Genomic DNA, 17885 nt, shown 5'->3' with positions numbered 1-17885 from the left:
GAGCCTTGGATGCTATCGCCGATGGTCGCACCCTTGCAATAAAATTTTGCCGAAGGGTCCGTGGCGGGGCTAAGAGGAGTTCCGTTCCTTTCGGACCTCGATGCGGGGGCCGTCCCAGGCCGATTAGGAATTCGAGTTCACCCGGGCTTGTGGTATCTTGGAAGGTTGCCGGCAGTGGCCGGGAAGTGGCCGGGAAGTGGCCGGCGTCCCACGCAGGGTAGCAAGGCGGGCGAAAAAACGGAATTTGTCGGAGGAGCGATCATGGACAAGGTGAGGGTGGGGATTATCGGGTCGGCTTTCGTTTCAAACCTTCATGCAGAAGCTTTCCAGGAGGTGAAGGAGGCCCAGCTTGTCGCTGCGTGCTCTTCCAACAAGAAACGCGTTGAGGAGTTTGCCAGCAAGTGGAAGATACCGGTGGCAATGACGGATTACCGAAAGCTTGTGGAGCGGAAAGACGTGGACGTGGTGGTGGTAGGGGTTCCCAACGATTTGCACCGGAGAATCGTTGTTGCTGCCGCGGAAGCCGGCAAGGACGTCATCCTGGAGAAGCCAATCGCCCACACTCTGGAAGATGCCGACGCCATGATTGCCGCCTGCAAGAAGCACAAGGTCAAGCTCATGTATGCAGAAACCATCTGCTTTTCGCCCAAGTATGTTCGCGCCAAGCACCTGGTGGATGAGAAGGCCATCGGCGAGCTTTACATGGCCAAGCAAAGTGAAAAGCACTCCGGGCCGCACTCCGACTGGTTTTATGATGTCGAGCGGTCAGGCGGCGGGGCGCTGATGGACATGGGATGCCACGGCATCGAATGGACCCGCTGGGTTTATGGCAAGCCAAAGGTCAAAAGCGTTACCGCCCACTGCCAGCTCGTTTATCACAAAGGAAGAACGAAAGGCGATGACAATTCCATCGTGATCGTTGAATTCGAAAACGGCGGCATCTCCGTGGTCGAAGATAGCTGGGCGCGCCAGGGGGGCATGGATGACCGTGCCGACCTTTACGGGACCGAGGGCGTTGTCCATTGCGACCTGCTCCGTGGGAGTTCCATGGAGACCTATAGCAAGCGCGGCTACGGCTATGCAGTGGAAAAGGCCGGCGAAACCAAAGGCTGGACTTTCACCGTGTTTGAGGAAGCCTTCCTTTACGGCTTTCCGCACGAGATGCGGCACTTCACACGCGCTGTGCTGGGTGAAGAGAAACCGATGGAAACCGGCGAGGACGGTCGCGCGACGCTGGAGATTATCTATGCTGCATACGAATCGGCAGCCACCGGCAAGCGCATCACCTGGCCTTATAAGCCAAAAAATCCTGGTCAGGTGCCTGTAACCCCATGGCTTAACCGGGAACGCTGAAACGGCTCCGGAGCCGGGTCGCGAGCACGGCCTGAAATCAGATTCTCTCATTGCAGCGATGGCAGTGCGCTAACGCCGCGCGCGGAACCAGGGAGTGTGGGGATAGTGTGCAAAGCGCAAAACGCTTTTGACAGTCGAAAGCAAAACGTAGTAAAAAGAAACCTACCGTAATACGGGTAACTTGCAGTCGGCTAGTTGCTGCATAGCTCCCAAACCAAACGTATTCCGTTCGAATTGTATGTCGTTATCAGGCTTGAAGGAGGCAGTGGAGTGAGTGAAATTTTAGAGGGCCGAGGGCATCGGAGTTACGCAGAGATCATGTCAGAGCCCAGTGTCTGGGCTGCCACTTTGCAGGAACTTGAAGAGCACGGCCGATATGAGGAAGCCCTGAAGCCGCTGAAGAAGGCTGATGAGTGGGTTTTTGTCGGCTGCGGGTCGAGTTACTATGTGGCGCAAGCGGCCGCCTGGAGCTGGACCGCCATTACAGGCCAGCGGTCAAAGGCCGTGCCGGCTTCTGAACTTCTGCTCTATCCCGACCAGGTTCTGGGAAGTGGCAAGTGTCAGCCCGTCCTGATATCACGCTCGGGACACACTACCGAGATGCTGATGGCGGCCGATTCCCTCGAGAACGAACGCGACATCCGGACCCTGGCAGTCAGCTGTGCGACGGGGAAGGAACTTGAAAAGCGGGTGACCTCTGCTTTGCTGCTTCCTGCGGCGGATGAACGGAGCACGGTGATGACCCGTTCGTTCAGCACCATGCTGCTGGGCCTGCAGGCGCTGGCGGGCTGGGTCGGCCGTGACAATGATTTTCTGGAGGCGCTCAAGCAGATGCCGGGGCAGGCGCAACGGGCACTGAAGCGATTGCAGCCGTGCATTGAAAAGTTTGCCAGCTCCAACGAATTTGCGGATTACGTTTTTATGGGACAGGGGCCGTTCTTCGGGATCGCATCGGAGGGGCAGTTGAAGGTGACAGAGATGTCCTGCTCTTACGCGCAAGTTTTTCATACCCTGGAATTCCGCCACGGCCCGAAGTCGATTGTGAGCCCGCAAACTCTGCTGACGTTTTTCCTGGCGGAAAGCACGGGAGCTTCCGAGCAGGAAGTGCTGGAAGAGATGAAGGAATTGGGTGGCAGCACGCTCGTCATTACGAACCGTGCGAATGACAAGGTTCGCCGGGCAGCGGACGTGCTGATCGAACTGGAACTGGACGTCCCTGAAGTAGCGCGCCTGGCCCCGCATATTCTGCCCGCTCAGTTGATGGGGCTGTACCTGGGGCTGAAGCGAGGCTTTGATCCTGACGAGCCAAGGCATTTGAGCCGCGTGGTCGTACTGAAGGGGAAGGCCGAATAGGACTCAGGATGGCGCAATTCGACGTGACGGTTGTCGGGGAGCTGAACCTCGACCTGATTCTTTATGGTTTGCCGGACGAACTGGAGCCGGAAAAGGAACTTCTGGCGGACAATCTGGCCCTGACCTTGGGAAGTTCGTCGGCTATCTTTGCCCATAACCTGGCGGTGATCGGCAACAGGGTCGGTTTTATTTCGCGCATCGGGACTGACCCGCTGGGCAAAATCGCTCTGGAGCGGCTTGCCTCCGGCGGCGTGGATGTGAGCCGGGTGCGAAGTGTGGCCGGAGCAACCAAGACAGGGCTGACCGTCATCGTCACGGGTTCATGCAGCCGGCGAATTCTGACGTATCCCGGCGCAATGTTTGAGATGGGATACGACGACCTTGACCTTGATTACCTGCGTTCCGGAAAACATTTCCATCTTTCTTCGTTTTACCTTCACCGGGCGCTGCGCCCGCGCATCCCGGAATTGTTTGAACAGATGAAGCGTTCTGGGCTCAGTACCTCGCTCGATACAAACGACGACCCCGACGACCGCTGGGACGGTCTCGATGAAGTTTTGCCACACGTGGACGTTTTGTTTGTGAATGAACGCGAGGCCGGGAGGATTACAGGCCAAGAGAACCTGAGAGCAGCGGTGGAGAGACTGGCCGGCCAGGTGCAGGTGGTTGCCATCAAGCGGGGGGCACAAGGCGCACGGGTGCGGCGCGGCGGGGAGGAATGGACGCACCCCGGGTATTCCGTAAACGCCGTTGACCCTGTGGGCGCTGGCGACAGTTTTGATGCGGGTTTCCTGGACCAGTACGTTCGCGGCGCCGAGCTGCAGGCTTGCCTGGCCGGCGGCAATCTTGCGGGCGCATTTTCAACCACGCAGCCGGGCGGCACGGAGGCATTCCGCGAACCGGCGACATGGCGGCAATTTCTAGAAGAGCACAGGAACGAGGCGGCAGCATGAGAATCGATTTCCACACGCACCCGGTACTGATTCAGGAGATGGCGGACAAGTACCCCAATTATACCCGGATGGCCCGGGACATTTTCCAGATCGGCAACAATTTCCAACCGCTCGAGACCTTCTACTTGCAGATGGACGTGGCCGGCATTGACCGCGCGGTGTTGCTGCCGATCGATTGTGCCCGGGCGCGGGGCGACGCGGTCAGCTCCAACGAGCAGGTGGCGGAACTGTGTTCCACGAGCGACCGCTTTATCGGTTTTGCCAGCGTGGACCCGCTGAAGACGGGCGCGGCAAAGGAACTGGAACACGCGGTCAAACAGTTGGGCATGAAGGGCCTGAAACTCGACGCGGCTCTTCAAGATTTTGAACTCCGTGACAGCAAGGTTTACGAGCTTTACGAAGTGGCGGCGGGATTAAATATTCCCGTGCTGGTACACACCGGTATGAGTTGGGCGCCCGCCACGCTGATTGAGCGCGGCCATCCCATGCTGTTGGAGGAGGCCATTGTGCGCTTCAAAATGCTCAATTTTGTGCTGGCGCACTGGGGCTGGCCGTGGGTGTGGGAAGCCACCGCCTTGGCGTTGAAGTATCCCAACGTTTATCTGGACACATCGTGTCTCTACTACGACGGGCCAAAAGAGTTCTACCAGTTTGTTTTCTCAAAGCAGATCCCGACCACGGTGCTGGAGCGCAGCCTGCGCAACCGGATGGTGTTTGGCTCGAATTACCCGCGGGTTGAAATCAAGAATATGGTACACGCGTTCGGGACGCTGGCGCTGACGGAGGGCTGTCTGAAAAAAGTTTTTGAGGAGAACCCCGGCCGGTTGCTGGGTCTCAACTGAGGACGGGAAATAAGGCGGGTAAAGCCCATGATTATCAAGCTTGAAAAGATTAAGGTGCAGTCGCGCAAGTCCGAAGAGGCCATCAACATCACGCCAAAGGTGGAAGAAGTCGTCCAGCAGAGCGGCGTGAAGCAGGGGCTGGTGAATGTGATGACCTCGCATACTTCTTCAGGACTGCTGGTGACGGAAGGCATTCCGTGCCTGGAAGAAGACATCCTGACGCACTTCAGCCGGCTCTTTCCTGAGGATGAGAACTACCATCACCGCCGTTATCTCGACTACGATGGGCGCCTGGGCTTTAACGCCGAAACCCACCTGAAGAGCATTCTGGGAGGCATCAGTTGTTCGTTTCCCATCGAGGATGGCAGGATGGTGCGCGGCTCGCGCCAAACCATCTATTTCATGGAATACGACGGGCCTTTGCTTCGCACATACATGGTCCAGGTGTTGGGCGAGTGATGCTTGACATGGACGACGCCAACGGCCAGGGACCGGAGGAAAGGATTGATGTTGCTTGCGGATTGTGATACTCATTCATGGGTCGGTCGAAATCATTCGTAATTTAACGAAACCGGGGTCTGCGGCGAATTGAAAAAATCTATAGGCGACAACGAAATTCCAAAGGGCTGGAGTTTCGAGCAGGGGCTGGAGTTAGTCAAGAAGGCCGGATACGACGGGATCGAGCTTTGGCTCGGCGATGTTCCGTGGTTCCAGATGAGCACCACCGACGCTGAAGTGCGCGAGCTTCGGCGCAAGGTTGAAAACGCCGGACTGGTGGTTTCCAACGTTTCAACCGGCCTCCACTGGAAATACTCGCTCTCTGCGCGCGACACGAAGCTGCGCGAAGAAGGTATTCGAATTGTGAGGCGCCAGATCGAGACGTCGCAGATCCTCGGCACGGATGCCATCCTGGTGGTGGCGGGACTGGTGACGGAAGAGATTCCCTACGATGAAGTCTACAACCGGTCGGTCGAGGCCATTAAGACGGTTGCGCCAGATGCGGCCCGCGCCAACGTCAAAATCGGCTGCGAGAATTGCAACTCCGAGCAGCGCTTCCTGATGGGCCCACGCGAGTTTCTCCTGTTTCTCAAGGACATCAACGAGCCTTCGGTAGGCATCCATCTGGACGTAGGCAACATTCATGACGATGGCTTTGCGGAGCAGTGGATTGAAATGATGGGGCCGCGCATCACGCGGATCCATCTAAAAGACGTCATGAAACAGCGCGGCCGTTGCGGCCACGACAGCGTTTACACCAACATTTTCCTTGGCGACAACAACTGGAAGGCCATCCGCGCCGCCATCAACAAGGTGGGGTACGATGGGTGGCTGGTGGCAGAAATGGAACGGCGATACCACTACGCGGAAGACCAGCAGTTTTATGACACCGCAGCGGCCATTGACCGCCTGATTGCCAACAGGGTTTAGAATGCCCATTTCGCGACGCGAATTTCTGGGACTTGCGGCGGGCGCTTCCGCGGCTGGAGTGGCCGGCGCTGCGGGGCTGGGTAGCCTTCTCTCTGAGGGTGCGCGACGGCCCTCCCGGTGCGTTGTGGTTGATCCTGGGCCGGCCTGTCCGTTGCGTGAGTCGCCTGCAGGTTATGCAGCAGCGCTCTCCGGATTGAGCATTTCCTGGCGCCAGAGTTTCATTGACGCGCTCGCGCCTGCGCACATGATGTTCGTGCCAGCCGCTGTTTCTACAGAATCGGCGGCCATAAGCAAGCTGAAAAATTATCTCGAGAGCGGGTCGGTCGTCGTGTATGAAACCGGGGCGGCATTCCTGGAGCCGGAAGAATTTGAGATTCATAAGCGTGTTATAAGGTCAGTGTTCGGAGTGGGCCTTCATGATCCCGTCCGGTTATGGGATTCCGCAGACTCGTTCAAACAAGCACCCTACGTTGATTACCACTGGCCCGTTGTAACAAAGGTTCGTGATTTCAGCCGGGTTGTTCCCGTCCGCGACGGCTACGGTGAGACGATTGCCCGGTTCCAGAAATTACCGGTTGCCGTCCAACGCCGGATCGGGAAAGGAACGCTGGTCTTTCTGGGTTCGCCGTTGGGACCGCATCTGCTCTCTGCTGACAGAGAGGCCGTGGGTTTGCTGGGCGCGTTCTGCTCTTCCTGTTGAGCAGCGTTGCGGCGTCGTTTCGCGAAAGGCTGGCGGGCGCGTAAATCAAATGATGGTTTGTCTGACCGCTGCCTCAATCACAGGCATGGCCTGGCAGACTGTGATGCATTGACAATCAGAGCGGCGCAGCTAGAGCGCTGATAAAAGGCTTTGATCAGCAGTTAATAGACTCATCCTTACAGGGAGGCCTGAATGGCCAAAGTTTACGACGTTGTAGTTGTGGGATCCGGCGCTGCCGGCGGCATGGCGGCCACCGAATTGTGCCTGAAGGGGCTGAAGGTCCTCATGCTGGAGCGCGGGCCGAAGTTCAATATTGCGACCGATTTCGAGCATCACCGCAAGCCCTATAACTTTCCCTTCCGGGGCCGCGTCCGGCCGTCAGAGCGGGCGATGTATAACTACACGGCCGACGAGTGGAACAAAAAGCACTTTGTAAATGAGCTTGAAAACCCCTATACGGGTAAGAAGTTTGTGTGGGTGCGGGCTCAAGCCGTCGGCGGCAAGACCCTCCACTGGGGGCTCGTTTCGCTGCGCTTCAGCCCGCAGGACTTCAAGGCCGCCAGCCACGACGGCGCCGGCTCGGACTGGCCCATCTCCTACGAAGACGTTGAACCCTACTACAGCAAGGTGGAGGACTGGATCGGGGTTTGCGGCCATACGGACCATCTGGAGAACAATCCCGACAGCCATTTTCTTCCCCCCATTCCCCTGACCTGCGCGGAAAACATTTTCAGGGGGCAGATTGAGAGCAAGTTTGCGGGCCGCCCGGTGATTCAGGGCCGCTCGGCCACGGTGACCAAGCCGGGCTTCCACGGTCGCGTTCCGTGCCATTGGTGCGGGCACTGCGGGCGGGTTTGCAACGTCGCTGCCTCGTTCAGTTCGGCGGGCGTGCTGCTGCCGATTGCCGAAAAGACAGGCAACCTGACCACGCGCACCAACGCCGTGGTCTGGAGGGTGACAACCGACAGCGAGAATCGCGCCAAGAGCGTAGTTTTTATCGACCGCATCACGCGCCAGGTGGAAGAGGTTTACGGCAAGGTGATCGTGCTGGGCGCGGGAACACTCGACAGCACGCGCATCCTGCTGAACTCCAGGAACGACGATCATCCGGACGGCCTGGGCAATTCCAGCGGCGTGCTGGGCAAATATTTCTGCGAACAGATCATGGCCGGCAGCATCTCTGGAATCATTCCGAGGTTGAAAGGGAACACCAACCGCGGTGGCGACGCACACCCGGAAGGCGGAGGCATTTACATCCCGCGCTTCCGCAACCTGAAAGAGAAGTCAAAGGACTTTGTGCGCGGGTACGGGTATGAGGGCGGCGGTGGAAGCAGCGAGTTTCCCGGCTTTGCCAACAAAATTCCTGGTTTCGGCGCCGAGTTCAAAGAAGAAGTGAAAAAATATTACGCGACGGTAATCAGCATCGGCTCGTTCGGTGAAGTGGTGCCAAGGGCCGAAAACCACGTGGAGATTGATCCCGCCGTGCGTGACGCCTGGGGCATTCCCGTCCTGAAGTTCGAAGTGGAGTGGGGGCCGAACGAACTGGCCATGGGTCGTGATGCTAATGACGCGCAGCGGGAGATGTTTGAAAAGGCGGGGATTGAGATCATCGGTGAGAGGACCACGCCTCTGCCGCCAGGATGGAGCATCCATTCGGCCGGAACGGCAAGAATGGGAGACGATCCGAAAACATCGTACCTGACCAAATTCAACCAGTCGCATGACATCAAGAACCTTTTTGTGGCGGACGCTTCGTGCTTTGTGAATTCCACGGAGAAGAATCCGACGCTCACCATTCTCGCGCTCTCCCTGCGGACCGCCGACTACATTGCCGAAAAGATGCGCACCGGAGACCTCAGCTAGGGGCGCCGGGTTAATCCAGGAAAACGAGGAGCACCGTCATGACAAAGCAAAACAAAGAGGAAACCAATCAGGGACGTCGCGGCGTGCTGAAAACTCTGGTGATGGGCGCCGGAGGCCTGACGACGCTGCCGATTCTCGGGCAGGCGCAGCCGGCTCGCACCGCCATGTCCGGCATGCCCGGGATGGATATGTCACCGGATGACGTGGACGCTATCGCACAGACCGGCGCAAACTGGAAGCCGCAGTTCTTTGACGCCCACCAGAACGAAACGCTGATCGCCCTGAGCGATCTGATTATCCCGACGACGGATACGCCCGGGGCCAAAGCGGCGCTGGTGAATCGCTACTTGGACTTGAGATACAACGAAGAGAGTTCGAAAAATCAGCAGGAAATTATTCAGGCGCTGGCATGGTTCGATGGCCGCAGCCTGGCGCTCCACAACAAGCCGTTTATCAGCCTCACTGAAGCCGAACAGACTGAATTGCTGAAGCCCCTTGCCGACCCTTCGAAAGCGCAACCGGAAGATGCGGCCGGTGTGGAAGCTTTCAGCTTTATTAAAGGATTGACGATCTTCGGATACTACTCGTCAAAAATCGGCCTCGACCAGGAATTGCAGTACCAGGGAGATACTTACAACACGTCGTTCCCGGGGGCGTGCACCCATCCGGAACATCAGTCCTGATTCCACGGTTCATTGCCACCGGTGATTGTCCACACTGTCAGCCTATTCTCTTGTATTCCTCTCAACTCGGGCTGAGGCGGGCGATCTGCGCAGTCATAATCCCAATTCAGGGCAGGGTGCCACATGAAAAATCCGGCAGCGAAGCTTCACCTTTTCGGTTGTCTCGCTCTGTTTTTATTCTTCGTGGTCGTATTTGCAATGCCAGGCTCAGCATCCGCAGCGGTTTCGCTCCACAATTCGCAGTTGACCATCATCATCAACCCGGCTAACGGATCATATGCAATCAGCGCCAACCATTTGCAGGCCCCCGTACTTGAAGCAAGTGTTGGCGCAGAGATCAATCATCGCTGGGTACGTTCGAGCGACTATCCGCACCATCAGACGGCCCAAAACACTTTCGAGGATGGCCTGGGCTCGGGAGAGCAGGCCACGATTACCTTCAGCGGTCTCAGCTCTTCCCCCGATCTCGTCTGTATTCTGCGCCTGTACCGCGATCTTCCTTACGGAACGGTGCAGGTTGAAGTCTTGAACCACATGACGAAAACTGTGTCCGTCGAATCCATCCGCGACGTCGATGCCATCGGCAACCCGCGAATCAACCTGGGGAGCACGGAAGCCACGGACCGTTTTATGTTTGAAAGTTTCACGGAAGATCCCACCATCCCTATCGGCGGCCTTGACCAGGCGCCCAACGGAACATATTTCGGAGTGCGCGACGCTCTGATCTACAACCTGCAGAGCAAGCAGAGTCTTCTGGTGGCCGCGCTCACGGAAGACCGCTTCATGACGGCGCTCCATCTGAAAGTGCAAAAACCTCCCATGGGGTCTTCAAGCATCGGCTCGTTTACCGTGGACTCCACGGGCACAACCGAGGCCGTCCTTCTGAGGGACCACATCGCGCCCGCCCAGCGCGTGGAATTGAGCCTTCCCGTTGCACCTGGCAAACAGTTGAGTTCAGAAACCGTGATGTTTGCCGCGGGCGCCGACTATCACGCGCAACTGGAAGCCTACGGAGCGGCCGTGCAGCGCTTGCACCACGCGCGAGTTTCAAGCCAGCCGCCCATGGGTTGGTGGAGTTGGACGGCGTTTTACGGCGGCATTACTCAAGGCGAGGTCCTGACGAACGCCGACTGGCTTGCGAAACATCTCGAGTCTCTCGGCTTCAATTTCTGCCACATCGACGAAGGCTACGACTACGCCCGCGGCGAATTCATGACCGCCAACGCGACGCAATTTCCCGACGGCATGCGCAGTCTCGGTTACAAAATCACCCAGATGGGTTTGCACCTGGGCGTCTGGACCGCGCCGTTTGAAGTGTCGGAGCGCGCCTGGGTTTACCAGCATCACAAGGATTGGCTGGTGCATGACGCGAAGGGGCAGCCGATCCAGATCGGTTCCGTGCACCGTGGCGCTGATCCGCTCTACTCCCTGGACACCACCAATCCCGGAGCGCAGAAGTATCTCCGCGAGACCTATCGTGTGCTGACGCGCCAGTGGGGTGTGCGTTATATCAAACTCGACTTCATGGATTCTTCGGCGATTGAAGGCTACTTCTATCGCCCGCACACCACCGCTCTTGAAGCGGAACGGATCGGACTGAAAATCATCCGCGACGCTGTGGGCGACGGCGTACTGCTCGACAAGGATGGCAGCGCCATGTTGGTTCCCGTTGGGCTGGTGGATGAAGGACGCATCGCCCCGGACACGGGCCATTCTTTCAGGGCCAGCAAGGATGCCGATCCCAACATCGCCGCGCGATATTACATGAACCGGAATTTCTATATCAGCGACCCCGACGCCTTCAGCGTTTCAACCGAAGTGGAGCCGCAACAGACATGGCATAACCGAAGACAGCCTCTGAGTCTGGAAGAGGCTGATGTGCAAGCCGTGATTGCGGCGGTTGCCGGAGGAATGTACGACGTCGGTGACGATCTCCCGACGCTGGCTTCCGCGCCTGATCGATTGGCGCTGGTGGAAAACAAGGATCTGCTGAGCATGGTGGAGCTGCGCCGCGCAGCCACGCCGCTCGACCTGATGAGCTTTTCCGCTCAAGACGAGATGCCCAGCGAATATTTTCTGAAGGAGGACGCACGGCAGTCGATGCTGGCGGTCTTCAACTGGACGGACGGGCCGCGCTCGCACGTCATTAAGCTCACAGACCTCGGTCTGGCAGAGGGTGGTTCATACCAAGCCCTTAACGCGCTCCACGATGATGCGCCGGTTGCCATCGAGTCCGGCAGCATCAGCATCAGCCAGCAGCCGCCGCATTCGGTGCGGTTGATTAAGATCATCAATTCGTCGATTCCGGCCGCTGCGCCTTCCGTCACGCTGAACGCGCCAGCTTCCGCCGGCACCGGCCAAGCCGTCAAGCTCCAGGCGATTGCTGCCGCCGATGGCGTTCCGGCGCTCTCGTATCATTGGGATTTCGGCGATGGAACTTCGGCCACGGGGCCGGAGGTCAGTCACACGTTCACCAGAGCTTCCGACTACAACGTGAAGTTGGCCGTTGACGGCGTGGATGGGCTTCCGGCTGAGGAGCAGACCACGGTTGCTGTGCGCGGCGCGGTGCCGACCGCTTTCCATCTGGATGAGAACCGGCGTTACGTGGGGCGGCCACAAAGCAAATAGCAAAGACCGAAAGCGTGCGGAGCACCAAGCCGAAATCACCAGGGTGTCCTCGGTCGGAGTCAAATTCTGTTCCATTCCATCACATAGTGGTTTAGCATTCCTGAAGGCCCGCAGATCGCGCCTTTACGTCCCCGGACGCGCAACGCAGCAAAGCGAACAATTCAGGTGGTGAGGTTGATGAGCACACACGAAAACAGCAATGCCCAGGCCGCGAAAGATATGGCAGAGCAACCGCAACTCCGGCGCAGGCTCGGAATCCTGAACGCCACTTCCATCAACATGTCGAACATGATTGGCATCGGCCCCTTCATCACCGTGCCAATCATTTTGTCCACAATGGGCGGGCCGCAGGCGCTGCTGGCGTGGTTTGCAGGGGCCGTTCTGGCGATTGCCGACGGGCTGGTGATTTCAGAGTTGGGCGCCGCGCTGCCCGGTTCGGGCGGCACTTACGTTTTTCTGCGTGACAGCTACAATCGCGCGACCTGGGGCAAGCTGATGGCGTGGCTCTTCGCCTGGGAATTTCTCTTCTTCGGGCCGCTCGAGATCGCCTCCGGCACGGTCGGCATGACGCAGTATATGACCTTCCTATGGCCTGGCTTGGCGGGCCACGCATGGAGAATGAAGTTCGTCGCTGCCGGCATCGCCATCGTCGTGATGATCTTCCTCTACCGGAAGATTGGCGACGTGGCCAGATTGATGCTGGTCCTCTGGATCACCACGCTGGTCACCACCGGGTGGGTCATCGTCACCGGGCTCATCCACATGAATTACCACATGGCGCTGGATTTCCCGCCGGGCGCCTTCAACCTGAACTGGGCGTTCCTCATCGGCCTCGGCAACGGCACCATCGTGGTGATTTACAATTACCTCGGCTACTATCAGGTCTGCTACCTCGGGGATGAGGTCAAGCGGCCGGAGCGCACCATCCCTTATGCGGTGATCATTTCCATCCTGGCCGTCACGGTCATCGATTTCCTTCTCTCCTACAGCTTCGTTTCGGTTGTCCCCTGGCGCGACATGGTCAAGCCCGGTTCGCTGGCAAACCTCGCGGTGGCCTCGGTGTTTATGGAGAAAATTTACGGCCACTGGGCGGCAATTCTGCTGACGGCCATGATCCTGTTTACGGCCTTCGCATCGGTTTTCGCTCTGATGCTGGGTTACTCCAGGATTCCCTATGCGGCGGCCCGCGACGGCTTGTTTTTCGGCGGGTTCGGGAAACTGCATCCCACGGGAGAGTTCCCCAACCGGTCGCTGATTCTTGTGGGAGTCCTGGCGGCAATCGCCAGCATGTTCAGCCTGGGCGAGATCATCACCGGTCTGATGGTGGCTCGCATCCTCGTCCAGTTTGTGGGGCACACCATTGGCTTGTTTGTACTGAGGGGTAGAAAGCCCCGTGTCAGGTTGCCCTTCAGAATGTGGCTCTATCCGTTTCCAGCCATTCTGGCGCTGGTCGGTTGGCTCTACATCTTTGGGAGCTCCGCCTTCCAGCCGGGCGGATGGAAATTCATGGTCTACGCCTTCACCACCATCTGCGCCGGCATCTGCGGCTACTTTATCCTGGCGTATAAGAAGCGCCTCTGGCCGATGGCCCCGCGCGAACAGTAGCGACCAGCGACTGGCGCCGGATCATTTAGGTAGCGGCGCGTTTACCGCGCCACGTGAGGGCGCATACCCGCCTCGCCCGAGGTTCGTCCTTTTTTGCCAACTCGCTTATAATAATGGGTCAGCACCGCGACTGAACTTTCCATGGCTATTCATACGGTTTATACGCTTTCCAAAGATGATCCGGAAGCGCGCAACTGGGTCGCGTTTTTTCACCGCCACGGCTGCGCGCAACTTAGCCGAGTCACCATCGAGCGCGTTTTCTGGCTGCAGGGCGACATTAACGTCAACAAGCTGCATCCGCTTCTGATCAATCCGCTCTATCAGGTGGGCTCCGAGCGTTCGCAACTCGACCCGGCGCAGGGCCCGGTGGTGGAGATCGCCTATCGCCCCGCCGTCACTGATCCTGAGACGCCTTCCATTCTGGAAGGCGCGCACGCGCTCGGGGAAACGGGTTTGCAGTTTGCGCGACTCAGCCGCCGTTACCAGTTCACCGGTCTGGAAGAATCTGAGGCGCGCAAACTTGCCGCGCGCTTCCTTTACAACAAGATCGTTGAGCGCGTCCGCGAGCCGGGAGAAGTGGTTGAGACGCTTCTGCCCGCCGGCCGGCCCGATCCCGTCACAGAAATTTCTTTGCGCCGCCTCAGCGATCAGCAACTCCAGGCCCTTTCTGCCGAGCGTTCCTGGTACGCGCCGCTCGCGCAGATGAAGGCTATCCAGGCGCACGAGCTCGAGCGCGGCAAGCCGCACACGGACGCCGAAATCGAAATCCTGGCGCAAAGCTGGAGCGACCATTGCTACCACACCACGTGGAAAAGCCTGGGACTGCTGAAGCACTTGAGCCATGCCACGGCCCAGATCAATCACCCGCTGGTTGTCTCGTCCTTTAAGGACAATGCCGGCGGAATGGAGTTCTACGATGGCTGGGTGATCACGATTAAAGGCGAAACGCACAATTTCCCCAGCTCCATCGCGCCCTTTGGCGGCATCGCCACCAAGCACGGCGGCGTGATTCGTGACACGCTGGGCTTTGGCAAAGGCGCGTACCCGATTGGCGGCACCACGGTGATGGGCACCATGGATCCCCGCATGCCCGATGACGAAGTGCCCGAGGGCGCATTGCATCCGCAGTTGATCGTGACGGAATCGATTCGCGCAACCTCATACTACGTGAATCCGATGGGCATCCCCATGATGCACCCTGTGTATCGCATCCATCCGGGCTACGCCAAGTGCCTTGCGCTCGGACACTCCATCGGTCTGATTCCTGCCCTGCACGCTCTGAAAGACGAGCCGCAGCCCGGCGATATCGCGCTGCTGATTGGCGGCGAAACGGGACGCGACGGCATTCACGGCGCAACCGCCAGCTCCACCGGCATGACCGGCGCCACGCTCGAGAAGGAGTTTGCCGCCGTCCAGATTGGGCATCCCATCACCGAGCGGCGATTCACCTCCGCCATTCCCGTCCTGCGCGATGCAGGGTGCATTCGCGCCATCACGGATCTTGGCGCGGGCGGCATCTCTTCCGCAGCCGGTGAAATCGGCGCAGACACCGGAGTGGAACTTGATCTCGACCGCGTGCGCCTGAAAGACGCCAGCCTCACCGCGTGGGAAATTCTTCTTTCTGAATCGCAGGAGCGGATGCTGGTGGTGGTCCCTCTCGAAAAGCTCGACGAAACGCGCGAAATTCTCGACCGCTACGAAGTTGCGCACGCCGAGTTCGGCCGCTTTACCGATTCGCGGCGGCTGCAGGCCACCTGGCACGGCGAGCGCGTCGTCGATCTCGACATGAAATTTCTCTGGAAGGGCTGCCCCATTGAACCCACCGCCGTGAGTGAACACGAGCGGGCATTGAAAGCGCTCTCGATTCCCGAGCCGCGCACGCAGGCCGAATGGCAACGGGCGGTGGAAAGCGTCATCTCCCATTACCACTGCTGCGACCAGAGCGCCGCTGGCGTCCGCTTTGACACCACCGTGCAGGGCCGAACGGTGATCGGTCCTTACGGCGGCCGCAATCACCGCATGCCCACCCAACTGTACGTCTCAGCGCCCTTGCGCGGCAAGCCGTACGGCATGATTTCAACGCTGGCTTTCAATCCTTTTTACGGCGACGTTGATCCCGCCGCCATGGCGCGCCTGATGATGATCGAAGCAGTCACCAAAGCTGTTGTGGCCGGAGCCAGCTACAAGGAAGCGGTCCTCTGCGATAATGTTTACACGCCGCGCATCAATCCCCAAACCGCCTGGGAGCTCTCGCACATGGTGGATGCCATCGCCGACCTTTCCGTGGAACTGGGAATCCCATTCATCTCCGGCAAGGATTCGAGCTCCGGAACTTTTGAATCCGCAGGACGAAAGATTGACGTTCCCATGACTCTGGCTGTGATGCTGATGGGGCGCGTGCCTGACGTGAAAAAGATTGTGACCAAGGAGTTCAAGCGGGCGGGGAACAGACTGGTTCTCATTGGCCCGTGCAGCGGCGGTGGGCTGGGCGGCAGCGTTTATGCCGACACGCAAGGCCAGCGCGGAGACCGGCTGTTTGATCCGGGCAATGCGGCCGCTGTCCTCGCCGTGTGGGACTCTGTGCTCGCCCTGCATAGTGAAGGGCAGTACGTTTCCGGCTCGGCCATTGCCGAAGGCGGTTTGCTGCTGCGCCTTTTTGAAGCAGCGTTCGGCTCAGGGCTGGGCGCGCGCATTGACTTGGACTCGCAGAAGGTGGCGCGCGGCGACGAGCTGCTCTTTGGAGAATTCATTGGCGCCGTGCTGCTGGAAGTTTCGCCTGAGGTTGAGATAGGGCTTTCAGATCTGGAGGTCCCGCATCAGACGATTGGGGAAGTACTCCCGGAGCCGCGACTGGTCCTCGCCCGAGGCGGCGACACGGTCTGGCAGCAGAACATGGCCGAGTTGGAAACTGTGTGGAGCAAACCTTTTCGTGAGGCGGTGGAATAGCTGTGTCGCGGATCGCCATCCTTTACTCACCCGGCACCAATTGCTACGAAGAGACGGCAGCCGCCGTGGAGCGCGCCGGCGGCAAGACGGCTTTGGTCCACCTGCACGAGTTGCTGGTTGGCCATGACAATCTCGAGAATTACGGAGCAGCAGTTTTTCCCGGCGGCTTTTCCTACGGCGACCATCTTGTCGCAGGGCGAATCTTTGCCACGCTGATGGTGGCTCGCCTGCGCGATCAACTGACAGCTTTTCTTGGAGCGCAGAGGCCGGTGCTTGGCATCTGCAATGGCTTCCAGGTACTGACCGAGGCGGGCATTCTTCCCGCGCGCTGCCCGGGTGTCCGCGGCATGGCGATGCTCGAAAATCAGTCCTCACATTTTGAAGACCGCAAAGTGCGGCTGCTGGTTTCAGGCGGAAAATCGATGTGGACTGAAGGCCTGGCGGGCAAGGTGCTCGATATGCCATGCGCTCACGCCGAAGGTCGCGCCATGATTTCGGAGAGCGCAATTACGCGCCCGCGCATCGTCTTCCGTTACACCGACGCCCAAGGAAAACCCGCCACGGAATATCCTGACAACCCCAATGGCTCCCCCGAAGCGATTGCAGGCGTCACTGATGATAGCGGACTCGTCCTGGGCCTGATGCCGCACCCCGAACGAGCCTCGCTGCCAGCCCATTATTCCCAGGACGGCTTGCGCCTGTTCGAAAATCTCATCCGCTGGCTCAAAGGATAATTCTATATTTGCGAAAGGGTCCGGCCGCAGTCGTGCTGGCCGGACGCAATCTGCCATTGCCGGGGGCTTTAGCCGTTGAGACGCGACTCGTGTCGTTGCGCGGGTGGGCAGCGGCTGAAGCCGCGTATTTATTTGCCGCGTTAACGGCACGAGTAAACTCGCGCCCTTTCCCATGAACTTACCGCTATGCCTTCTGGGTGCTAACCGGAGCTGCAACGTCCGCCTGCACGGTGGCGCCGCAGTAGGGGCAGAAGTGGTCTCCCGCACGGACTGCGCGCCGGCATTGAGGGCAGTTGGGAAGCAGGTTGAACTGGCAGGCCGGGCAGAAGTTGAAATGAGGGTTCACGGAATGGCCGCACTGCGGACAATTGCGGCTCAGTGGCTCTCGCACGACGAAGTAGAGGATGGTGCCAATCCCGTAGGGTATCAGAAGCGCCACCAGCAACCAAAGGACCGGGCTCATGCCACGCCGCTTCGCATCCGCCCAAACGTAACTAAGAACCAGAACGACGATACTTATCACAACTGCGATTCCCGTCACAATGCCGAACATCGCCAGCAGCTTGATCGCAACCGGTTTTCCAACGAGGTCATCAGGCACTGCGCGGGGGACGTATAACGTCGTGCAGGCTATAACAGCCATGGCCAGAATGTACAGTGATACCAGAACTCTGACTGGCCATCGTGGAATCACCCGCAGTTCGGCCCGGAACGTCGTGCATTCGCCGGCCCGCTGCCGCCAGTTGTCTTGAATTCGTCCCAGAACATTACCCTGGTTCGACATCTTCATACCCTCG

14 protein-coding genes are annotated in these 17885 nt (G+C 58.8%); 13 read left to right on the top strand and 1 reads right to left on the bottom strand.

Annotated features, from left to right (window positions below; genetic code table 11):
* Positions 1–261 precede the first annotated feature (261 nt).
* The 13 genes from VFQ24_02440 to purQ all read left to right on the top strand — a co-directional run bounded on the left by VFQ24_02440 (position 262) and on the right by purQ (position 17088).
* Complete coding sequence (locus VFQ24_02440) at positions 262–1353, top strand: Gfo/Idh/MocA family oxidoreductase (protein ID HET9177198.1); 1092 nt, start codon at positions 262–264, stop codon at positions 1351–1353.
* Between the two features lie 270 nt (positions 1354–1623).
* Positions 1624–2706 carry an SIS domain-containing protein gene (locus VFQ24_02435; GenBank protein ID HET9177197.1) on the top strand — a complete coding sequence of 361 codons (1083 nt, stop codon included), beginning with the start codon at positions 1624–1626 and terminating at the stop codon, positions 2704–2706.
* 8 nt (positions 2707–2714) lie between these two features.
* Positions 2715–3659, top strand: coding sequence for a carbohydrate kinase family protein (locus tag VFQ24_02430; GenBank protein ID HET9177196.1), 945 nt, complete (start codon positions 2715–2717; stop codon positions 3657–3659).
* Positions 3656–4501 carry an amidohydrolase family protein gene (locus VFQ24_02425; protein HET9177195.1) on the top strand — a complete coding sequence of 282 codons (846 nt, stop codon included), beginning with the start codon at positions 3656–3658 and terminating at the stop codon, positions 4499–4501. Before VFQ24_02430 ends, VFQ24_02425 begins: the two co-directional genes overlap by 4 nt.
* Positions 4502–4528: 27 nt before the next feature.
* Positions 4529–4960 carry a secondary thiamine-phosphate synthase enzyme YjbQ gene (locus VFQ24_02420; GenBank protein HET9177194.1) on the top strand — a complete coding sequence of 144 codons (432 nt, stop codon included), beginning with the start codon at positions 4529–4531 and terminating at the stop codon, positions 4958–4960.
* 129 nt (positions 4961–5089) lie between these two features.
* The gene (locus tag VFQ24_02415) at positions 5090–5929 is read left to right on the top strand and encodes a sugar phosphate isomerase/epimerase family protein (GenBank protein ID HET9177193.1); all 840 of its coding nucleotides are present in this window, start codon (positions 5090–5092) and stop codon (positions 5927–5929) included.
* Position 5930: 1 nt separating this feature from the next.
* Positions 5931–6629 (top strand): twin-arginine translocation signal domain-containing protein, encoded by a 699-nt coding sequence (locus VFQ24_02410; protein ID HET9177192.1) that lies wholly within the window; start codon positions 5931–5933, stop codon positions 6627–6629.
* A 192-nt stretch (positions 6630–6821) separates the two neighbouring features.
* Complete coding sequence (locus tag VFQ24_02405; GenBank protein ID HET9177191.1) at positions 6822–8492, top strand: GMC family oxidoreductase; 1671 nt, start codon at positions 6822–6824, stop codon at positions 8490–8492.
* Positions 8493–8530: 38 nt separating this feature from the next.
* A complete protein-coding gene (locus VFQ24_02400) occupies positions 8531–9175 on the top strand; it encodes a gluconate 2-dehydrogenase subunit 3 family protein (GenBank protein HET9177190.1) in 645 nt (214 codons plus the stop codon).
* Positions 9176–9298: 123 nt separating this feature from the next.
* The gene (locus VFQ24_02395) at positions 9299–11803 is read left to right on the top strand and encodes a PKD domain-containing protein (protein HET9177189.1); all 2505 of its coding nucleotides are present in this window, start codon (positions 9299–9301) and stop codon (positions 11801–11803) included.
* Positions 11804–11980: 177 nt separating this feature from the next.
* Complete coding sequence (locus tag VFQ24_02390; protein ID HET9177188.1) at positions 11981–13408, top strand: APC family permease; 1428 nt, start codon at positions 11981–11983, stop codon at positions 13406–13408.
* 141 nt (positions 13409–13549) lie between these two features.
* Positions 13550–16354 carry an AIR synthase-related protein gene (locus tag VFQ24_02385; GenBank protein HET9177187.1) on the top strand — a complete coding sequence of 935 codons (2805 nt, stop codon included), beginning with the start codon at positions 13550–13552 and terminating at the stop codon, positions 16352–16354.
* A gap of 2 nt (positions 16355–16356) precedes the next feature.
* Positions 16357–17088: a phosphoribosylformylglycinamidine synthase I gene (gene purQ / locus VFQ24_02380; protein HET9177186.1), complete on the top strand. Its 732-nt coding sequence runs from the start codon at positions 16357–16359 to the stop codon at positions 17086–17088.
* 184 nt (positions 17089–17272) lie between these two features.
* Here purQ and VFQ24_02375 read toward each other — a convergent pair whose 3' ends face one another.
* Positions 17273–17878 carry a zinc ribbon domain-containing protein gene (locus VFQ24_02375; GenBank protein HET9177185.1) on the bottom strand — a complete coding sequence of 202 codons (606 nt, stop codon included), beginning with the start codon at positions 17876–17878 and terminating at the stop codon, positions 17273–17275.
* Between the last annotated feature and the right edge of the window lie 7 nt (positions 17879–17885).

Source organism: Terriglobia bacterium (genome assembly GCA_035712365.1).
Taxonomy (GTDB): Bacteria; Acidobacteriota; Terriglobia; order UBA7540; family UBA7540; genus SCRD01.
This window is presented reverse-complemented; position numbering and strand designations above follow the sequence as displayed.

Coding starts and splice junctions, on each gene's coding strand:
- VFQ24_02440 (HET9177198.1), top strand. CDS start 262: ATGGACAAGGTGAGGGTGGGGATTATCGGGTCGGCTTTCGTTTCAAAC.
- VFQ24_02430 (HET9177196.1), top strand. CDS start 2,715: ATGGCGCAATTCGACGTGACGGTTGTCGGGGAGCTGAACCTCGACCTG.
- VFQ24_02425 (HET9177195.1), top strand. CDS start 3,656: ATGAGAATCGATTTCCACACGCACCCGGTACTGATTCAGGAGATGGCG.
- VFQ24_02420 (HET9177194.1), top strand. CDS start 4,529: ATGATTATCAAGCTTGAAAAGATTAAGGTGCAGTCGCGCAAGTCCGAA.
- VFQ24_02410 (HET9177192.1), top strand. CDS start 5,931: ATGCCCATTTCGCGACGCGAATTTCTGGGACTTGCGGCGGGCGCTTCC.
- VFQ24_02405 (HET9177191.1), top strand. CDS start 6,822: ATGGCCAAAGTTTACGACGTTGTAGTTGTGGGATCCGGCGCTGCCGGC.
- VFQ24_02400 (HET9177190.1), top strand. CDS start 8,531: ATGACAAAGCAAAACAAAGAGGAAACCAATCAGGGACGTCGCGGCGTG.
- VFQ24_02395 (HET9177189.1), top strand. CDS start 9,299: ATGAAAAATCCGGCAGCGAAGCTTCACCTTTTCGGTTGTCTCGCTCTG.
- VFQ24_02390 (HET9177188.1), top strand. CDS start 11,981: ATGAGCACACACGAAAACAGCAATGCCCAGGCCGCGAAAGATATGGCA.
- VFQ24_02385 (HET9177187.1), top strand. CDS start 13,550: ATGGCTATTCATACGGTTTATACGCTTTCCAAAGATGATCCGGAAGCG.
- VFQ24_02375 (HET9177185.1), bottom strand. CDS start 17,878: ATGAAGATGTCGAACCAGGGTAATGTTCTGGGACGAATTCAAGACAAC.